Below are 15,776 nucleotides of genomic sequence, written 5' to 3'. Positions count from 1 at the left end.
GAATGCTGACAAAAGCTTCCAGCAACTTTCCGGGCGCCCGGGGATTTTAGCCCAGAGTGCCGCGTGCGAGACTCGCCTTATTCCTCCACATACCCTTTGCGCAGCTTCTCCGCCACAAGCTTGTCCATCTCGCGGCGAGCCCGCTCCGGCGTGTCGAATTCCTTCAGGTTGGTTTGCCCGTTGCTACCTATACGGCCGTAGCTCACGCTCAACTCGGTGCCCCGCAATCTCGCGCGCCAGAATTTGCTCGAACCACCCTGTTCGAAGCGCAGCGTCCGTACCACTTCTGTTTGAGTAGCCTGTACGACTTGCGGCGCTTCAGTAGCGCAAATGTCGGCACTGTTCGGGGCCGGCGATAGCGCCGACGGTGTTGTCTGCTGCGCGGCGAGAAGTTCGACTTCCGCACTCAACGCACGGTCCTCGCCGTCGGTCAGCATTGCCTCGATTCGGGCTAATACCCCTTCGCTATCGGTGAGCCAATCCTTTCCGGGGATGTCGAGCACACGCCAACCGAAGCTGCGCAGAATGCTGGGACGAAATACGTAGCGCTCGACGGTATCCACGACTGCTTCGCCGGGTGCATCGAGAAGGATTGCCAGCGCATAACCTTGCATCGATGCATCGGCGATGGCCAGATCGCAGCGGAACTGAGAACGGCCGACATTGACCTGCACGTGGTGACCGCGTGCTTTTAATGCCTCGGCAAGCGCATCCCTGATCGTGTCCGACGCAGCCTGACGCGTGAACGCATCGCGTGCGCCCGGATTGAGCGCTCCGAGCACGGTCTGCGCACGCTCGAACTGGCCGCGCGCACTGGCCTGAGCAAACCGCAGGAACGTGCGGAGTGCCGCGGCGCCGTCGTTGTGCACATTGGTGATGGCGTCGGCTTGAATCGTCGACACGACCGCCATGCGATGCCGGGCGCGGCTGAAGATCACGTTCAGGCGCTTTTCGCCGCCGCGCTGGTTGATCGGACCGAAATTCATCAGCATCCTGCCGTCGGGTCCGGGTCCGTAGCAGATGCTCAGAATGATCACATCGCGCTCGTCGCCCTGGACATTCTCCAGGTTTTTGACGAACAGACCGTTGAACTGATCGTCGTCCTCACGCACGTACTCTCGCTCGAGCCGCGCGGCGAAGTCGGAATCTTCGCCCGCCAGTGCTTCCAGCGCGGATTCGATGCTGCTCTGCTGCGCTTCGGAAAACGCGACGATACCTATGCTCAATCCTGTCTCGCGACGCAGCAGCTCACGCACGGTATGGGCGATATATCGCGCCTCCGGTTCATTGCGTCGATCGAGATAGATGCCGTCGCTCAGTTGATGGAAACTGACTGGTCGCGCCAGCAGTGCGTCGGCACCGACGATGCCGGCATCGTCCTGGTCCGAGCGCCACAGTGCAGCTTCGTCGTCGCCTGCTTCGAGCAGACGGTCCGGAATGGTGACGAGTCGCCCGCCGTAAAACGCGGCATTGGAAAAGCTGATCAGCGACTCGTGACGGCTGCGATAGTGCCACGCCAGCAACGTCGCAGGCAGGTTACGCGCGGCCTGGTTGAGCAGGCTGTCTGCGTCCAGGTTGATAGCGATGCGTTCACCCTCTTCTTCCACGACGATCTCGTCGTCACCCTCGCTGCCGCCGGAAGAGAAGAAGCTCGTCGGCGGCAACTGCATTTCGTCACCGACCACGATCACCTGGTTCGCCCGGCTCATTGCCGGGACAGCTTCTTCCGTGGGAATCTGACTGGCCTCGTCGAAGATCACCACATCGAACAGGTCCGGCGACAGCGGCAGCGTGTCGGACACCGACAACGGGCTCATGAGCCAGATTGGCTTCAGGTCGTTGATCACCGCGCCGGTCTCTGCATCGCTGAGCTCGCGAATCGAGCGATGGCGCATGCTCTTGCTGAATTCATGCTCGAGTTCACGACGGCCCGTCGAATAGCGCTTCTTGAACGCCTTGCCGTCGGCGTCGAGTTGCGTGACCGATAGCGACGACTGGCGCACGTGCTCGGTGAACTGCTGATGTTGTGTTGCTTGCAGGACGTGTGAGTTGAGAGCAAGCAACTCACGCTGGTTGTCCGCTAACGCGCGCGCAGTTTGCGCGAGCGCAGCGCCATTGAAACCCGCTAGCACCGGGTTGCCCCGTTCGAGCCGGCGCAGCGCTTCATCGACAACGAGTGCCTCCAGTTGCGCCGGCGGCTGATCGATCGTCTGCAGCGCAACGGCATAGGCCGGGTCGGCGGCATGGACCGCGCGCAACAGAGGCAGCAGGTCGGGAAGATCGTCCAAAGCCTCGCGAAGGTCCCGTGAATATTCGGCGATATCGGCAAGGCGAGCCTCTGTGGTCAAGGTCAGCCCATCGCCGACGCGCGCAGCCAGTTTGTCCAGCACCTCTCGCGAGCGCGTCTCCGCAAGCGCCGTGGCAACCGGGTCGACGGCATCGCGCAGATGCGCAACCAGGACGCGCAGGCCGTTATCCGACTCAAGGCGCACCTTGAGTTCGCCCAGCGCGTTCAGAAACGCGCTCATGTCGCTTACACCGTAACGTCGGCGGCACTCGCCATCGACTTCGTTCATTGCCGCGCTGGCGACATGCTCCGCGGCCAACGCCTCGAGTACTTTGCTGCACCCCGGATGAACTGCGTGTTTGCCGAAGTCGTAGCGCCGCTTCAACTGACCACGCAGGCGCCACCACGCAGGTTGCAACCAGCGCGCCGCGGAATGCTCCAGACGTCGTGTCATCGCGAGCGCCGACCCGGTGTCGTCCGCACTGAGCTTGTCGCGCCAGTTCGCGGTGGCCGTAAGTGCTGCGTTGAGCGCCTGCGCGCGCTCCTCAAGGGCAGCGCGCACCCGACTCAGTTCGCCTTGTGCTGCCGAATTCACATCGAGAAGATCGAGGTGCGCGACAAGGCCGCGGTCGATTAACCACTGACTATCAGCTGCCAGCGAACGGGCACGCTCCAGCGTAATGTCCTGATCGATGAGGCTCGCGGCGTCTTCGAAAACCGGGTCCAGTGAGTCGAACAGTGCTTCGACATCGTTGCATAGCTGCTCGACACGCCCGAAGGCGTGTTCGTTATTCAGCAACTGCGCGGAGATCCTGGCGAATGGGTGCGCAGCAAGACTATTCAGGCCGAAACGCTCCTTCGTGGCGCGGTGCACGCGCTGGGTAAGCTCTCGATGCGTGTCCCACACCGCCAGCGTCGGCAGCCGCTCCCGGATAGCGAGACCTGTTTCCGGAGCAGCACCCAGGTCGGCCACGCGACGCAACAACGCGCGCACGCTAACTCCCAGCGCAGCGGGAACCTCAGCCGTCGCTGACTCAAAGTGCTCGATACGCCGCTGCTGTTCTGCAAGATTCCCGGTGATCTGAGTGCGCCGTGCGCCTAAGGCATCACTGTCGTGCGGTCGGGAAATCCACTGCTCATAGCAGGTGCGCAGATCGGCAATGAAAGACTTCTTGTCGGCCTGGGAGTCGTGGATCAGGCAGCACAGCGGCTCCAGTCCACTTTGCTTGAGCCGATGGAACACCACGTCGAGGGCAGCGCGCTTCTCGCAGACAAACAGCACGCGCTTGCCGCGCGCGGCGTAGTCCGCGATCAGGTTGGTGATGGTTTGCGACTTGCCGGTGCCGGGCGGCCCCTGGATGATGAAACTACGCTGATTGCGAGCGAGGCCGACCGCCGCGTTCTGGGTCGCATCGGAAGCGACGACGTTCCACTGATCGACAGGTGCCAGCGGCGCAGGCGCATCGGTCTCCACTTCGCGCGGCTCGATCGAGAAGACCCGGTCGAAGGCGGGGTTGACGCCAGGCTCATCGATCAGTTGCGCGTAGTCGCGCACCAGCGACATCTTCCTGTAGTTGAAGTTGGCCAGCGTGACCTGAGTCAGGTCGATATCCCAGGCATACCGATGACCTTCGACCTCCTCCAGCACGAAGCCCTGCCGATCGTCTTCGGCCACGGCGCTGTCCGACATGTTCGGTTGACGCAGACCGGCGCGCGGAGCGGCGCCCGCTTCGAAGCGCTGCGGCAGATCGCTTGGCCGGACCCAATGCTCGAACAGCGCACGCCCAAGCGGACGGTAGTCGTCGTGGGCGTAGCTGTACGGCGGCAGCGAACCGCTGCGCGTGCGCACGGCGGCACCGGGCTTGCGGCGCCGGAATTGCTGCATGCGCTGGAGCGCCTTCTGCCTGACCAGCCGGACCGAGGCCTTATCGATGAGCCGCAGTTCCACGGACGGCTCAGAACGGTGGATCTGCGCAAGGAGATCGGCATGGATGTCGGCAAGCGATGTCTTGCCCAGATCGACGGTCTCGTCGAGGCGGATGCCGTACAACTGGCCAAGATGATGACGCAACACAGGATTGAACTCTGCGTCGCCGCTCGTGCACTGGATCACATACTGATCGCGCACGCCTTTACGTTTGACGAGTTCCACCGGCAGCCATAGGAGCGGCGTCGTAATACGCTCGTCCGGTGCTTCCTTGAGGTTGTGCCAGCGCAGGAAAGCGACCACCAGACGCAGGTTGCTGAAGCCAAATTCAGCACGCTCGCGCCGGGTCTCGGCGATCAGCCGGTCGAGCGCGGCGGGCAGGTAGGGTTGATCGTCGAAGCGCAGCCAGCGCTGCAACGGTACTGCTCGCCCGGCCGCCAGGTCAGCGGCAAACGACCCACCCCATGTGCAGATGTGCTCCGACCGTATGCTCTGGATTTGCAGCATCAAGGGGACGCTGGCTACCGTCAGATTGACGCTGGCCGCGCCAGGACGGAAGTACAGCAGCCGGTTGCGCCGCGACAGGTCGAAGAGACGGTCGCGCAGATGCGTAAGGACCGCGGTACGCCGTGTGGCGGCGCCGCTCGCGCCGGCGAGTGCCCGCTCGACGTCGACGGACAGCGGTTGCTCGCGCCAGGTGCGCAGCCTCGTGGCGAGCGCGGATACATCCGTCGCGCGATCGTGCCGGTTAACCTCGGTCATTTCGACGATGACCGACGCCACGATCGGATGCAGCCGTTCGTGGAGCAGGAACAGGTTGCGCCGATGGATCAGGAATCGGCGCAGATCGTCCTCGTCGGCAAAGTCGATGCCGCAGGCCAGACTGGCGAGCGTCATGCCGAGCAGAAAGGTATCGCTGATCTCATCGTGGTGGCCGATCAGCAGTTCCCAACTGCGTGGGCCAGGCAGATAGACCGGACGTTCGATCGGCGCAGCGCCATCCAGCTGCAGCGCTTCGTCCGTCACTTCGTGCCGGCCGTCCTCGGTGTGACTGCGCTGCAGCGCGCCGATGATGTTCAGACCGGAGGCCGGCTGCGGCTGCACCCGATGCACCGCGCCGATATCCATGACTGGCGCCTGGCCTTCCGGCCGGCGCAGGATCAGCGCGCCGTCCTCGTTCACCAGAACGCTGTCGACGTCGAGTACAGCGACCCGACCTTGTGCGTGCAGGGAGGCGACCTGCTCGAATAGCGGCACCACTAGCACGAGGACGTCGTCGGTGGACAACGGCGCACCCGCCTGAGCTTGAATCAGCGTGCGCAGCGTACGCGGCGTCTCGTTGTGAACTGGCTGATCGTTCATGCCCGGATCTCCGCGTCCAGCTGGCGACGGTAGCGTTCAAGGTCCCGTTTGCTGAAACCGGCGTCACGACGAAGATTGTTCTGCAAGGCGTCGAAGCTACCGAGCCCCCTCGCCACCTTCCCCGCCCGGAGCAACGCCACCTCCTGCTGGTCGGGGTCTGCGAGAGCGAGATCCACCATCAGCGCGTTGAGGTAGTCACGAATGCTTTCGTCGGCGACATGATCGGCGAATGCGTCGGGGCCAACGGCAGGCTCATCGTCCTGCCAGTCAGGGAACAACATGCGCAACTGAGCCTGCACCGCGTCGCTCGCCAACGGAGTACCGGCCAGGTAATGGGCCAGGAAACCGCGCGTCAACTGCTGCAGCCGCGCTTGTCCTGGCAGGTCGAGCCGCTCCAGTCCCAACGGACCATGCAGACGGGTCTCGATCCATGAGTCGAGGTTTTCTGCCTGCTCCCACCACAGCGCCAACGCTCGCGCCCGGATGAAGGTTTCCGGATGGGTGTGCGCCGCGCTTGCCCCGGCTTCGTGCGACTCGATTTCCTCGGCCTGGCGCAGGTACGCCGCCGCATCGACGCTGTTGATGCCCGTCTGGACCTTGACTAGCGTCGACACCGCCGGAGCCACCGCGCCCGCCGCCACCGCGCCGCCCCGGTCGGCAAACAGTTCGGTATGCAGGGCATAGCGCCGATATGTCTCGCGATGACTACTGCTGCTGCCAGGGGTGGCCAACGCATCGTTGAGAATTCGATCGGCCACCAGGAACTGACCGTCGTCGCGCGACCACAACAGGTAATGCGCAAGCTCATGGCCGAGTACCGCCGTCAATTCCTCCGTCGACAGACGCTCCAGCAACGGCCCTTGCACGATGATGTGCACTTCGTCGGGTACATAGAAGAGCGACGCGTTCATCGCTTGCCCGGGCGACTGATAAAGCGTTGCCCTGGCCTCGATGCCAAGCCGCTTCATGGCCTGCTCCAGCGCCGCATGCACGTCGGCATGAGCCTCGGCGTCGAGGCGATAGGTGTCACGCAACAACATCGAGCGCAATTCTTCGCGCTGCTCGGCGGAACCAGTGCGGGCACTAGCCCAGCGCCAGACCTCTGGCTCGTTGCGGCGCAGGTAATCGACCACCGTTGCGTGATAGGCGAGCGGTACGAGCGCACTGCGGTCCGGGGCGTAAGAGTCCATGCAGGGACGTTCCAGGATTGAGTCGATCTGATTTTACAAGGGTCAGCTGCGAATGGCGGCCCCCGGGAATGAATGATCAGCAGCTCGCCAATACTGCAATATCGGCGTGACTGTTTATGTTCTTTAGCCGCTGCATATAAAAATAGTCTGGACGAATGCTGATGCAACTCTCGACGATCCTGGCATGAAGGTCGAGGGTCTCAAACCGGCCGCACCCGTTACGCCTGCGGGCGTGCCCGCCACCGTGTGACGGGCACATGTCGACCCGCAATCTACTTCAACACGACTTTCACATCGAAATACTTCGCAGCGAAACGATCGATGCTGCCGTCCGCCTTCAAATCCTTCAACGCCTGATTGAGCGCATCCTTCAGCACCTTGTCGCCCTTGCGCACGCCAAAGCCAACACCAGCACCCAGCAGCTTCTCGTCGCTAACCGGCGGTCCCGCGAACTCATAGCCCGCACCCTGCGGACGCTTCAGGAAACCCTTCGACGCCGCTTCCGCATCCTGGAACGCCGCGTCGAGACGACCCGAAGCGAGATCCTCATAAATCTGGTCCTGCGTCTGGTACGGCACGACGTCGACACCGGCCGGCGCCCAGCGCGCCTTCGCATAGGCTTCCTGAATCGTGCCCTGCAGCACGCCCACGTGTTTTCCCTTCAGCGAAGCCGGCGTCGGCAGCAACCCACTGCCCTTCTTCGCGATCATCTGGTTGGGGATGACGTAGATCGGATCGGTGAAATCGATGGCCTGGCGGCGCTGCTCGGTGATCGTCATATCCGAGTTGATCGCGTTGAACTTGCGTGCCTGCAACGCAGGAATCAGACCGTCGAACGCATTTTCGACCCACACGCATTTCACTTTCAGCTTCGCGCAGACCGCATTGCCGATGTCGATATCGAAGCCTTGCAGCTGGCCGGTTGGCGATTTCGATTCGAACGGCGCGTATGACGCCTCGACGCCGAAACGGATTTCCTTGAGATCGCTTGCCGATGCGCTGCCTGCTGCTGTCGTTGCCGCGGCGAACATCGCGAGTGCGGCGAGGTTTCGCCAGTTCATGTTCATCATGGGTATTCCAGAGGGATTTCAGTCAAACCAAAACAGGATCGAGCCGGGCCGCACAGGATCGCAGCACCGGCGTATCGCTTCAAATGCGGGCGATCGGCGTGATGCGCCGCAGCAGTCGCGAACGCGCGATTGTACAGGGCGCGCGCCCGCGAGCCGGGCGAGGACGCGTGGCCAGAAGGGTTTTGACACGGCGGCAATGAGCGCGGCGAATCTGCAACTTCGCGTCGCGTGCGGGCAAGGATAACGAAGCGTCGCAAGACGGCGCGTTAGTGTCCGCCGTCGTCAGCGACGTCGTGTGCGAGCCACGTAGCGAGATGCGTGAACACCGCGGCCACATGCGGCAAGTGGCGCGACTCGGGATGCGCCAGCACCCAGATCTGCGATTCGGCTTCGTCCAGCGCTGGCGTCAGTTGCACGAGATCGTCGCGACCGCGCGCCAGCAACACCGGCAGGATGCCGACGCCGAAACCACGCGCGACGATCTCCAGCACCGCCATCACGCTGTTGGTCCGATAGCGCGGCTGCACGCCCGGGCAATGGCGCTTGCGCCACAGCACCGAAGGATGGTCGCCGAGCGAGCTGTCGGGTGCGACCCAGTCGCAGCGCGCGAGCGTATCGAGATCCCCCGCATGAATACCGCTCGATTTCGCGGCGAATGCCGCAATGCGCAGCGGCCCAACCTTCTTGCCGACCAGATGCTCGGGCGCACGCTGCGTCGCGCGCACGGCGATGTCGGCATCGCGCTTCGTCAGGCTCGCCAGCGAGTTGTTCGCGGTCAGCTCGAACGACAACGCCGGATGCAGTTGCGCGAAATCGCGCAGTGCGGGCAATACGAGGCCGTACAGGACGGTGTCGGTGGTGGTGACGTGCACCGATCCGGAGACGCGGTGGTTGCTCGCCTGCACGCTCGAACGCGCAGCCGTCAGTTCGCTCTCGATACGTTCGGCGTGCCGCGCGAGTTGCAGGCCAAGCGGCGTAGCCCGATAGCCGGTCCGCGAGCGCTCGAACAGCCGCTGACCCAGCCCGCGCTCGATGCGCTGCACCGCACGGAACATCGTCGATGCATCGACGCCGAGCCGCAGCGCCGCTTCGGCGAGTGTGCCGGCCCGGACCAGTGCGAGTATCGTCTGGGTATCCGCCGGTGTCAGTTCGTATTGCGTTTTTGCACGCATGGTTTGGCAATCCGCCTGTTTGTCCGCGAGTCGAACCGGTGCTACTTTTACCACATCGACTTGTCGGCCGACGAGCCGTGCAACCGGACGCGCTTACGTGCTCCGCAGTCACTCACCCTCAAACCAGGGATTTCCGCATGAAACTCTACTTCTCTCCCGGCGCCTGTTCGCTCGCGGTCCACATCGCGCTGCGCGAAGCGGGCATCGATTTTCAGGGTATCAAGGTCAATCTTGCGCAGCACAAACTCGCGAGCGGCGAAGACTACTACGCGATCTCGCCGCGCGGCTACGTACCGCTGCTCGAACTCGACGACGGCACACGGCATGTGGAAGGCGCCGCGCTGCTGCAATACGTCGGCGACCTCGATGCGCAGCACGCGTTGATTCCGCCGGCTGGCTCGGCGGCGCGGCTCGCGGTGCTCGAATGGTTGACCTTCGTCAGCTCGGAACTGCATAAGACGTTCAGCCCGTGGCTATGGCACGCCGATACGGCCGAATCAACGAAAGCGGCCTGCCTCGCGAAGCTCGCCACGCGCTTCTCGGAGCTCGACCAGGTGCTCGCCGATCGCGACTACCTGACCGGGTCGTTCACGGTCGCCGATGCGTACGCGTTCACGATCGTCAACTGGGCGCCGATGCTGAAGGTCGATCTGTCCGCGTATCCGCATCTGTTGGCGTATCAGGCGCGCGTCGCCGCGCGGCCGAAGGTGCGCGAGGCGTTGGTCGCGGAAGGTCTGGTGAAGGCTGCGGCCTGAGCCTAAGCCTGACCGGCAGGTTCAGGCGAGTGCGGCGAGGGTTTCGCGCGTCGTTTCGATCACCAGCAGCCCGGCGCGCAAACCGGGTTTCACGGTCGGATTCGGAAACACGATGCGCTCCTCGTCGTGCTGCACGATGTAGCGATAATCGGTGTCGCGCGCGAGCAGCGTGTCTTTCGCGAATGGGGTGAAGTTCGGCACATCGGCGGCGACCAGCAGTTCGAACGCGTCGCTTTGCTTCGTGATCTGGTCGATCACCGTGAAGACGCGCGGCAGCGGTGCGCGCTCGCTTGCGGTGTGTGCAGGGCCTGCCAGCAACTGGCGCAATGCACTGTCCGCGCCGGAAAAACGCGTCAGGTCGTTCTGGCCGAACGGTCGCACCTTGCCCAGTTCGAGCGTACATGCCTGCGCGCCGCACTGTTCGGCGGTGAAGTGCGAGTAGGTGTTGGCCTTTGTCGTATGCAGCAGTACCGCGGCGATCTGTGCTTTGCCCAACCATTCGAACATCGCGCGCGAGAGCGGCGCACCGGTGTATGGCAGCAGCGCGAAGCGCTCGAACACCGACGCACGGATGGCTGTATGCAAGTCGATGTGCCAGCGGGTCGACGATGCTTCCGTTGCAGCCGCTGCACCGAAGAACTGCACCGCTGCCCGTTCGAGCGCAACTGCACGCGGTGTCTCGCGACTATCCGGCAACTGCGCATGGCGCCCGCTGAACAAACGATTCAGATCGTCATCCAGATACCGGCACGACGCGCGCATCGCCGCGACGTTGCCGAGTATCACAAGCAGTCGGCACGCGAGCGTTGCGCGCCCCTCGGCGATATCGGCTACGAGACGCGACAGCAGTTCGATCGGTGCCGTTTCGTCGCCATGCACACCCGCTGAAGCCAGCACGCTGCATGCGCCGGGCGTCGCATCCGGCTCGAACTGCAACATGCCTTCATCGAGCCATGTCCAGCGCACGCCGTTCGCGCACACACCTTGTGTGTGCCCTTCCTGCGGACGCTCACCCGCCAGCGTCCACGCGAGAAAATCGGCGAGCATTGCGCCCGCGCTTTGCTCAGCGCTGGAAGTCATACAGCGAACCCAAGCCGAGAATCTGTGTCAGTTCGTCGAGTGCGGTGCGCGACTCGCGCAGCAACTGCGGATCGGTCAGATCGGACGGTGCGAGGCGATCGCGATAGTGCTTCTCGATCCAGCCATCGAGCCGGCCAAACAACGTGTCGTCGATCCACACACCCGGTGCCACCGCGGCACGCTCCGCTTCGTTCAGCACGACGCGCAGCCGCAGACATGCCGGGCCACCGCCGTTCTTCATGCTTTCGCGCAGATCGAACACGAGCACGTCGTCGATCGGGCCACCACGTCCTGTCAGTCCATCGAGCCACGCCGCCACGCGAGCGTTCTCGCGACATTCCTGCGGCACGACCAGCACCTGGCGACCATCGGGGCGCGTCAGCAGCTGGCTATTGAACAGATACGACGACACCGCATCGGCGACGCTGACCTGCGCGTCCGGCACTTCGATCACGTCGAACGGTGCGCCGAGTTTTGTGAGCTTCGTGCGCAGTTCGTCGTACACCGCGTTCTGCTCGACGAATGCGAGCTGATGACAGAACAGCGTATGACGATTACCGACTGCGATCACGTCGTTATGGAACACGCCGGCGTCGATCACGTCGGGGTTTTGCTGCGCATAGACGGTCGTTACTTCGGTAAGCCCGTGGCGCTGCGCGACCGCGCGGCTCGCTTCGAAGGTTTGCCGCGCTGGGTAGAGCTTCGGCTCCGGCCCGCGGCGGTACTCGCTGCGCCCGTAGACAAAGAACTCGACGCCACGCGTGCCATATTCCGCGCTAAAGCGCGTATGGTTCGCCGCGCCTTCGTCGCCAAGCGCCGGCGTGCCCGGCAACGCTTCATGCACCGCGAAGCGCGCGGGGTCCGCGAAGATCGCGCGCAGTGTGCGGCGCGTCGATTCGTGTTCGATCGCGCGATGCAGCTTGCTGCATAGATTGGCCGGCGTGAAATGGACGCGGCCGTCGTGCGTATCCGCCGATGGGCTCACCGTCGCCGCATTCGCGGTCCACATCGCCGACGCGGAACTCGCCGCGGCGAGCAGCTCGGGCGCGTCCTTCGCGACCCGCGCGATCACCGTCGCGTCGTCGCCGGAAAAACCGAGCTCGCGCAACAGCCGCATCGATGGACGCTCCTGCGGCGGCAATACGCCCTGGCGAAAGCCGAGGTCCGCGAGCTGCTTCATCTTGCGCAGCCCCTGTTTTGCGGCGGCCTTTGGGTTCGCTGCGGATTTCTCGTTGGTCTGCGACGCGACATTGCCGAACGACAGCCCTGCGTAGTTGTGCGTCGGGCCGACAAGTCCGTCGAAGTTGGCTTCCGTGGCTTGCATGGTCGTTTCCCCGCTCAGAAGTGAAGGCCCGGCGACACGCTCGCGGGCATCTGCAGTTGCGCGCTTTCGACCGATGCCATCGGGTAGGCGCAGTAGTCGGCGGCGTAGTACGCGCTCGGCTGGTGGTTGCCCGAGCGGCCGGTGCCGCCGAATGGCGCGGCCGACGAAGCGCCGTTGGTCGGGCGATTCCAGTTGACGATACCGGCGCGCACCGTGCGCTGGAAGTGCGTCCACAGTGCTTCATCGTCGGCCAGCAAGCCCGCTGATAGACCGAAGCCGGTGTCGTTCGCGCGTTCGATCGCTTCGTCGAAGGTGCGATAACGCGCGATCTGCAAGAGCGGCCCGAAGTGTTCTTCGTCGGGCAGGCCGGTTAGTCCGCTCACATCGAGGATGCCCGGCGTGACGAAGCCGAGTTGCGGGTCGCGCTGCTGCATCGACAGCAGCGGCTTCGCACCGGCAGCGACGAGGCTCGCCTGCGCATCGACGAGCCGTGCTGCGGCGCGTGCAGAAATCACCGCGCCCATGAACGGTTGCGGATCTGCGTCGTATTCGCCGACCGCGATCCGCGCGGTCACTTCGACGAGGCGCGCGACGAAGCGCTCGCCGAATGCATCGTCGGGAACGAGCAGACGCCGCGCACACGTGCAACGCTGCCCCGCCGACAGAAACGCCGATTGAATCGTGTGATGCACGGCCGCATCGAGATCGGCCACCGGCGCAACGACGAGCGGATTGTTGCCGCCCATCTCGAGCGCAAGCACGATTTCCGGGCGACCGCCGAACTGCCTGTGCAACAACGTGCCGGTATCCGAGCTACCGGTGAAAAACAGACCATCGATCTGCCGATGATTTGCCAGCGCAATACCCGTGTCCTTCTCGCCTTGCACGAGGTTCAGCACACCTGCGGGCAAACCGGCGTCGCGCCAGGTTTCGACGGTTGCGCGTGCAACGCCGGGCGCCAGCTCGGACGGCTTGAATACGACCGCATTGCCCGCGATCAACGCAGGAACGATGTGCCCGTTCGGCAAATGACCTGGGAAGTTATACGGCCCGAACACCGCGACGACACCATGCGGCCGATGACGCAATACCGCGACCCCGTCGGCCATCGGTGCGCGCTTCTCGCCGGTGCGCTCGTTGTACGCCTGAATCGAAATCTCGACCTTGGCCGCCATCGACGCGACTTCCGTGCGCGCTTCCCACAGCGGCTTGCCGGTTTCGCGCCCGATCGCCACCGCGATCGCTTCCTTGCGCTCGGTGAGCAGCGCGGCAAAGCGGCGCACGATCGCGCAGCGCTCGTCGAGCGACTGTGCGGACCATGCCGCGAACGCGCGGCGAGCGCTGCGCACCGCGCGATCGACATCATCCGCCGATGCGCTCGCGCCTTCCCACACCGTCGCGCCCGTGCCCGGGTTACGCGAGGCGAATACGTGTCCTGTGCCGGCGGTCCATTCGCCGTCGATATAAAGCTCGGTCATGATCGTCCTTATCTGTGTTTCAGCGGCAGTACGCGCACCGGATCGCCGGCTTTCACGTTCAATGCCGCAGCTTCTTCCGCCGTGAGACGGAACGTGCCGTCGTGCGGCACGCCGGTTACGGCGCCGACGCGGAAATCGTTGAGCGAGGTGTTCGATACCAGCGAGCGCTGCGCCGCCTGCGTTGCATCGGTCACGTTCACCTCGTGCGCCACGCCGATCATCACCGGCACGACAACACTCTCGCGCACCGTGCGCAGATCCGCGACGTGGCATTCGAGCACCGGGCCCGCATCGAAAATATCGACGTGGTTCTCGTAACGCAGTCCTTCCGCTTCGAGCATCCTGCGTGCGGGAATCGTGTCGCTGTGAGTCAGGCCGACGCACTCCTGCGCTTCTTCCGGCAACAAGTCGACGTACACCGGAAAGCGCGGCATCAGCTCCGCGAGAAACGATTTACGACCGTGCGAGCTGAGGTAATCGGCCGCATTGAAATCGATCTGGTAGAAGTGCGAGCCGACCGCGCGCCAGAACGGCGACGTACCGTCCGCATCGAAATGACCGCGCAGTTCCGCGCAGATACGCTGCGGGAAGTACTCGCGAAACTGCGCGATAAACATGAAACGCGAACGCGACAGCAGCCCGCCTACACCGCCCGTGCGATAACGCGGGCTCAGGAACAGCGAGCACACTTCCGCATAGCCGGTGAGGTCGTGCGAAATATTGAGCGCGCGCATCCGCGTCCAGATACCGAGGTCCTGGCTCGCGTGCACGACCGTGCTCACGCGATAGTTGTAGAACGGCTGCTCGAGACCCACCGCGGTTTCGATGCCGCATACACCGGCAACGTCGCCGGTAGCCGTGTCTTCCATCACGAAGAAGTAGCCGGCTTCATGCGGTTCCGCGCGGCCTTCCATGGTCCGGCGCGAACGCTCGATCCGCGCGGCCAGTGCCTCGCGGTCCGGCTTGAAGGTGGTGAGGCCAGGACCGGTTTCCTGAGCGAGCGCGACTAGCGCGTCCACATCGCCCGTCTGCACGACGCGAACGACGATCATTGTGCGTCTCCCGAAGATTCGTTATTCGCGCGGTTCACCGTATCCTCCTGCAGATGTAGCGGCACGCAGCGCACCGTGTCGCTGTCCCGCACACCGAGCGCTGCGCGCGCGGCGGCCGAGAGCGGCGCACTGCCGCGCTGCGCCGGCAGATCGCCGAGCACACAGCGAAACTCGCCGGCGCGGTTGCTGGCGATCAGATACGTGGCGTTGCGGTCATTGTGTTCCTGCGGTTCGGCATCGCTAACCGCACGCGTCTCGTTGCGCACGACACATGCGCTGCGATCGATCTGCGCAGTCAGCACCGGCCCTGCATCGAAGATATCGACGTAGCGGTCGGTCTCGAAGCCTTCCTCGAGATGAATCTCGTAGGCGAGCAGCGCTTTCTCGTCGGGTTCGCCAAGCACGCGTTGCGCCGCTTCGGGCAACAGCGGCACATACAGCGGATAGCTCGGCATCACCTCGGCGATGAACGTGCGGCTGCGACCACCCGATTCCACTTCGATATCGGCGAAATCGCGGCCGAAAAATTTGCGCCCCACCGCTTCCCAGAACGGCGATACACCAGCTTCATCGGTTACGCCGAGCAGCAGCGAAAACACCTCAGGTGTGAAGCGCCGGCGGTTCGCCGCGATGTACATCATCCGCGCACGCGACATCAGATGTGCCGCCGCATCGCCGCGCAATGCCGGGTCGATGTAATAACCGGCGAGCCGGCTTCTGCCGGTCAGCTCGTGCGACATCGTCAGTGCGTGGATCTTGCGGTTCACATGCAGTTCACGCGATGCATGGATCAACGCATCGTTACGAAACGCATAGAACGGCTCCGAGTAGCCGGCAGCCGCGACGATGCTCGCGGTACCGCGCAGCGTGCCGGTCTCGCTGTCTTCGAGCACGAACAGATAGAACTCCTCGCCCGGAAAATCGACTTCCGCGCGAAACGAGTCCTCCGACAGCGCGACCCGCGCTTCGAGCGCGCGCCGGTCGTGCGGCAGCGAGTGCAGCACGGGTTGCGCCGTGCGCGCCATGTGTTCGAGCGCATCGAGATCGGCGAGACGGCCGGGGCGTACGAAGAGCATCGT

At 63.9% G+C, this 15,776-nt stretch carries 10 protein-coding genes; 1 reads left to right on the top strand and 9 read right to left on the bottom strand.

What is annotated here, in order from left to right; all coding sequences use genetic code 11:
- Positions 1 to 77: 77 nt before the first annotated feature.
- The 4 genes from M0D65_RS22935 to M0D65_RS22920 all read right to left on the bottom strand — a co-directional run bounded on the left by M0D65_RS22935 (position 78) and on the right by M0D65_RS22920 (position 9,008).
- The gene (locus M0D65_RS22935) at positions 78 to 5,576 is read right to left on the bottom strand and encodes an AAA domain-containing protein (protein ID WP_266254705.1); all 5,499 of its coding nucleotides are present in this window, start codon (positions 5,574 to 5,576) and stop codon (positions 78 to 80) included.
- On the bottom strand, positions 5,573 to 6,766 hold the full coding sequence (locus M0D65_RS22930; protein ID WP_266254704.1) for a M48 family metalloprotease: 1,194 nt from the start codon (positions 6,764 to 6,766) through the stop codon (positions 5,573 to 5,575). Before M0D65_RS22930 ends, M0D65_RS22935 begins: the two co-directional genes overlap by 4 nt.
- A 272-nt stretch (positions 6,767 to 7,038) precedes the next feature.
- Complete coding sequence (locus M0D65_RS22925) at positions 7,039 to 7,833, bottom strand: ABC transporter substrate-binding protein (protein WP_266254865.1); 795 nt, start codon at positions 7,831 to 7,833, stop codon at positions 7,039 to 7,041.
- 269 nt (positions 7,834 to 8,102) lie between these two features.
- Entirely contained in the window at positions 8,103 to 9,008 is a 906-nt protein-coding gene (locus M0D65_RS22920) for a LysR family transcriptional regulator (protein WP_266254703.1), read from the bottom strand.
- Positions 9,009 to 9,145: 137 nt separating this feature from the next.
- On the opposite strand from M0D65_RS22920, the gene gstA reads away from it, so the two are divergent.
- A complete protein-coding gene (gene gstA / locus M0D65_RS22915; RefSeq protein ID WP_266254702.1) occupies positions 9,146 to 9,763 on the top strand; it encodes a glutathione transferase GstA in 618 nt (205 codons plus the stop codon).
- Positions 9,764 to 9,784: 21 nt separating this feature from the next.
- Here gstA and astE read toward each other — a convergent pair whose 3' ends face one another.
- The 5 genes from astE to aruF are packed head-to-tail and all read right to left on the bottom strand — an operon-like array spanning position 9,785 to position 15,773.
- Positions 9,785 to 10,843 (bottom strand): succinylglutamate desuccinylase, encoded by a 1,059-nt coding sequence (gene astE, locus M0D65_RS22910; RefSeq protein ID WP_266254701.1) that lies wholly within the window; start codon positions 10,841 to 10,843, stop codon positions 9,785 to 9,787.
- A complete protein-coding gene (astB, locus tag M0D65_RS22905) occupies positions 10,827 to 12,167 on the bottom strand; it encodes an N-succinylarginine dihydrolase (RefSeq protein WP_266254700.1) in 1,341 nt (446 codons plus the stop codon). The genes astE and astB overlap by 17 nt, the downstream gene beginning before the upstream one ends.
- A 14-nt stretch (positions 12,168 to 12,181) precedes the next feature.
- Complete coding sequence (gene astD, locus M0D65_RS22900; RefSeq protein ID WP_266254699.1) at positions 12,182 to 13,645, bottom strand: succinylglutamate-semialdehyde dehydrogenase; 1,464 nt, start codon at positions 13,643 to 13,645, stop codon at positions 12,182 to 12,184.
- Positions 13,646 to 13,653: 8 nt separating this feature from the next.
- Positions 13,654 to 14,697 carry an arginine N-succinyltransferase gene (gene astA / locus M0D65_RS22895; protein WP_266254698.1) on the bottom strand — a complete coding sequence of 348 codons (1,044 nt, stop codon included), beginning with the start codon at positions 14,695 to 14,697 and terminating at the stop codon, positions 13,654 to 13,656.
- Positions 14,694 to 15,773, bottom strand: coding sequence for an arginine/ornithine succinyltransferase subunit alpha (gene aruF, locus M0D65_RS22890; RefSeq protein ID WP_266254697.1), 1,080 nt, complete (start codon positions 15,771 to 15,773; stop codon positions 14,694 to 14,696). Before aruF ends, astA begins: the two co-directional genes overlap by 4 nt.
- Between the last annotated feature and the right edge of the window lie 3 nt (positions 15,774 to 15,776).

It is taken from the genome of Paraburkholderia sp. CHISQ3, from assembly GCF_030464945.1.
Classification (GTDB): domain Bacteria; phylum Pseudomonadota; class Gammaproteobacteria; order Burkholderiales; family Burkholderiaceae; genus Paraburkholderia; species Paraburkholderia megapolitana.
The sequence above is the reverse complement of the archived record's forward strand: the minus strand, read 5'-3'. Positions and strand labels throughout refer to the sequence as shown.

Bases quoted from the DNA above. Each gene is read 5' to 3' on its own strand.
- M0D65_RS22925 (WP_266254865.1), bottom strand. From the start codon at position 7,833: ATGAACATGAACTGGCGAAACCTCGCCGCACTCGCGATGTTCGCCGCG.
- aruF (WP_266254697.1), bottom strand. From the start codon at position 15,773: ATGCTCTTCGTACGCCCCGGCCGTCTCGCCGATCTCGATGCGCTCGAA.
- astA (WP_266254698.1), bottom strand. From the start codon at position 14,697: ATGATCGTCGTTCGCGTCGTGCAGACGGGCGATGTGGACGCGCTAGTC.
- astB (WP_266254700.1), bottom strand. From the start codon at position 12,167: ATGCAAGCCACGGAAGCCAACTTCGACGGACTTGTCGGCCCGACGCAC.
- M0D65_RS22930 (WP_266254704.1), bottom strand. From the start codon at position 6,766: ATGGACTCTTACGCCCCGGACCGCAGTGCGCTCGTACCGCTCGCCTAT.
- astE (WP_266254701.1), bottom strand. From the start codon at position 10,843: ATGACTTCCAGCGCTGAGCAAAGCGCGGGCGCAATGCTCGCCGATTTT.
- gstA (WP_266254702.1), top strand. From the start codon at position 9,146: ATGAAACTCTACTTCTCTCCCGGCGCCTGTTCGCTCGCGGTCCACATC.
- M0D65_RS22935 (WP_266254705.1), bottom strand. From the start codon at position 5,576: ATGAACGATCAGCCAGTTCACAACGAGACGCCGCGTACGCTGCGCACG.
- M0D65_RS22920 (WP_266254703.1), bottom strand. From the start codon at position 9,008: ATGCGTGCAAAAACGCAATACGAACTGACACCGGCGGATACCCAGACG.
- astD (WP_266254699.1), bottom strand. From the start codon at position 13,645: ATGACCGAGCTTTATATCGACGGCGAATGGACCGCCGGCACAGGACAC.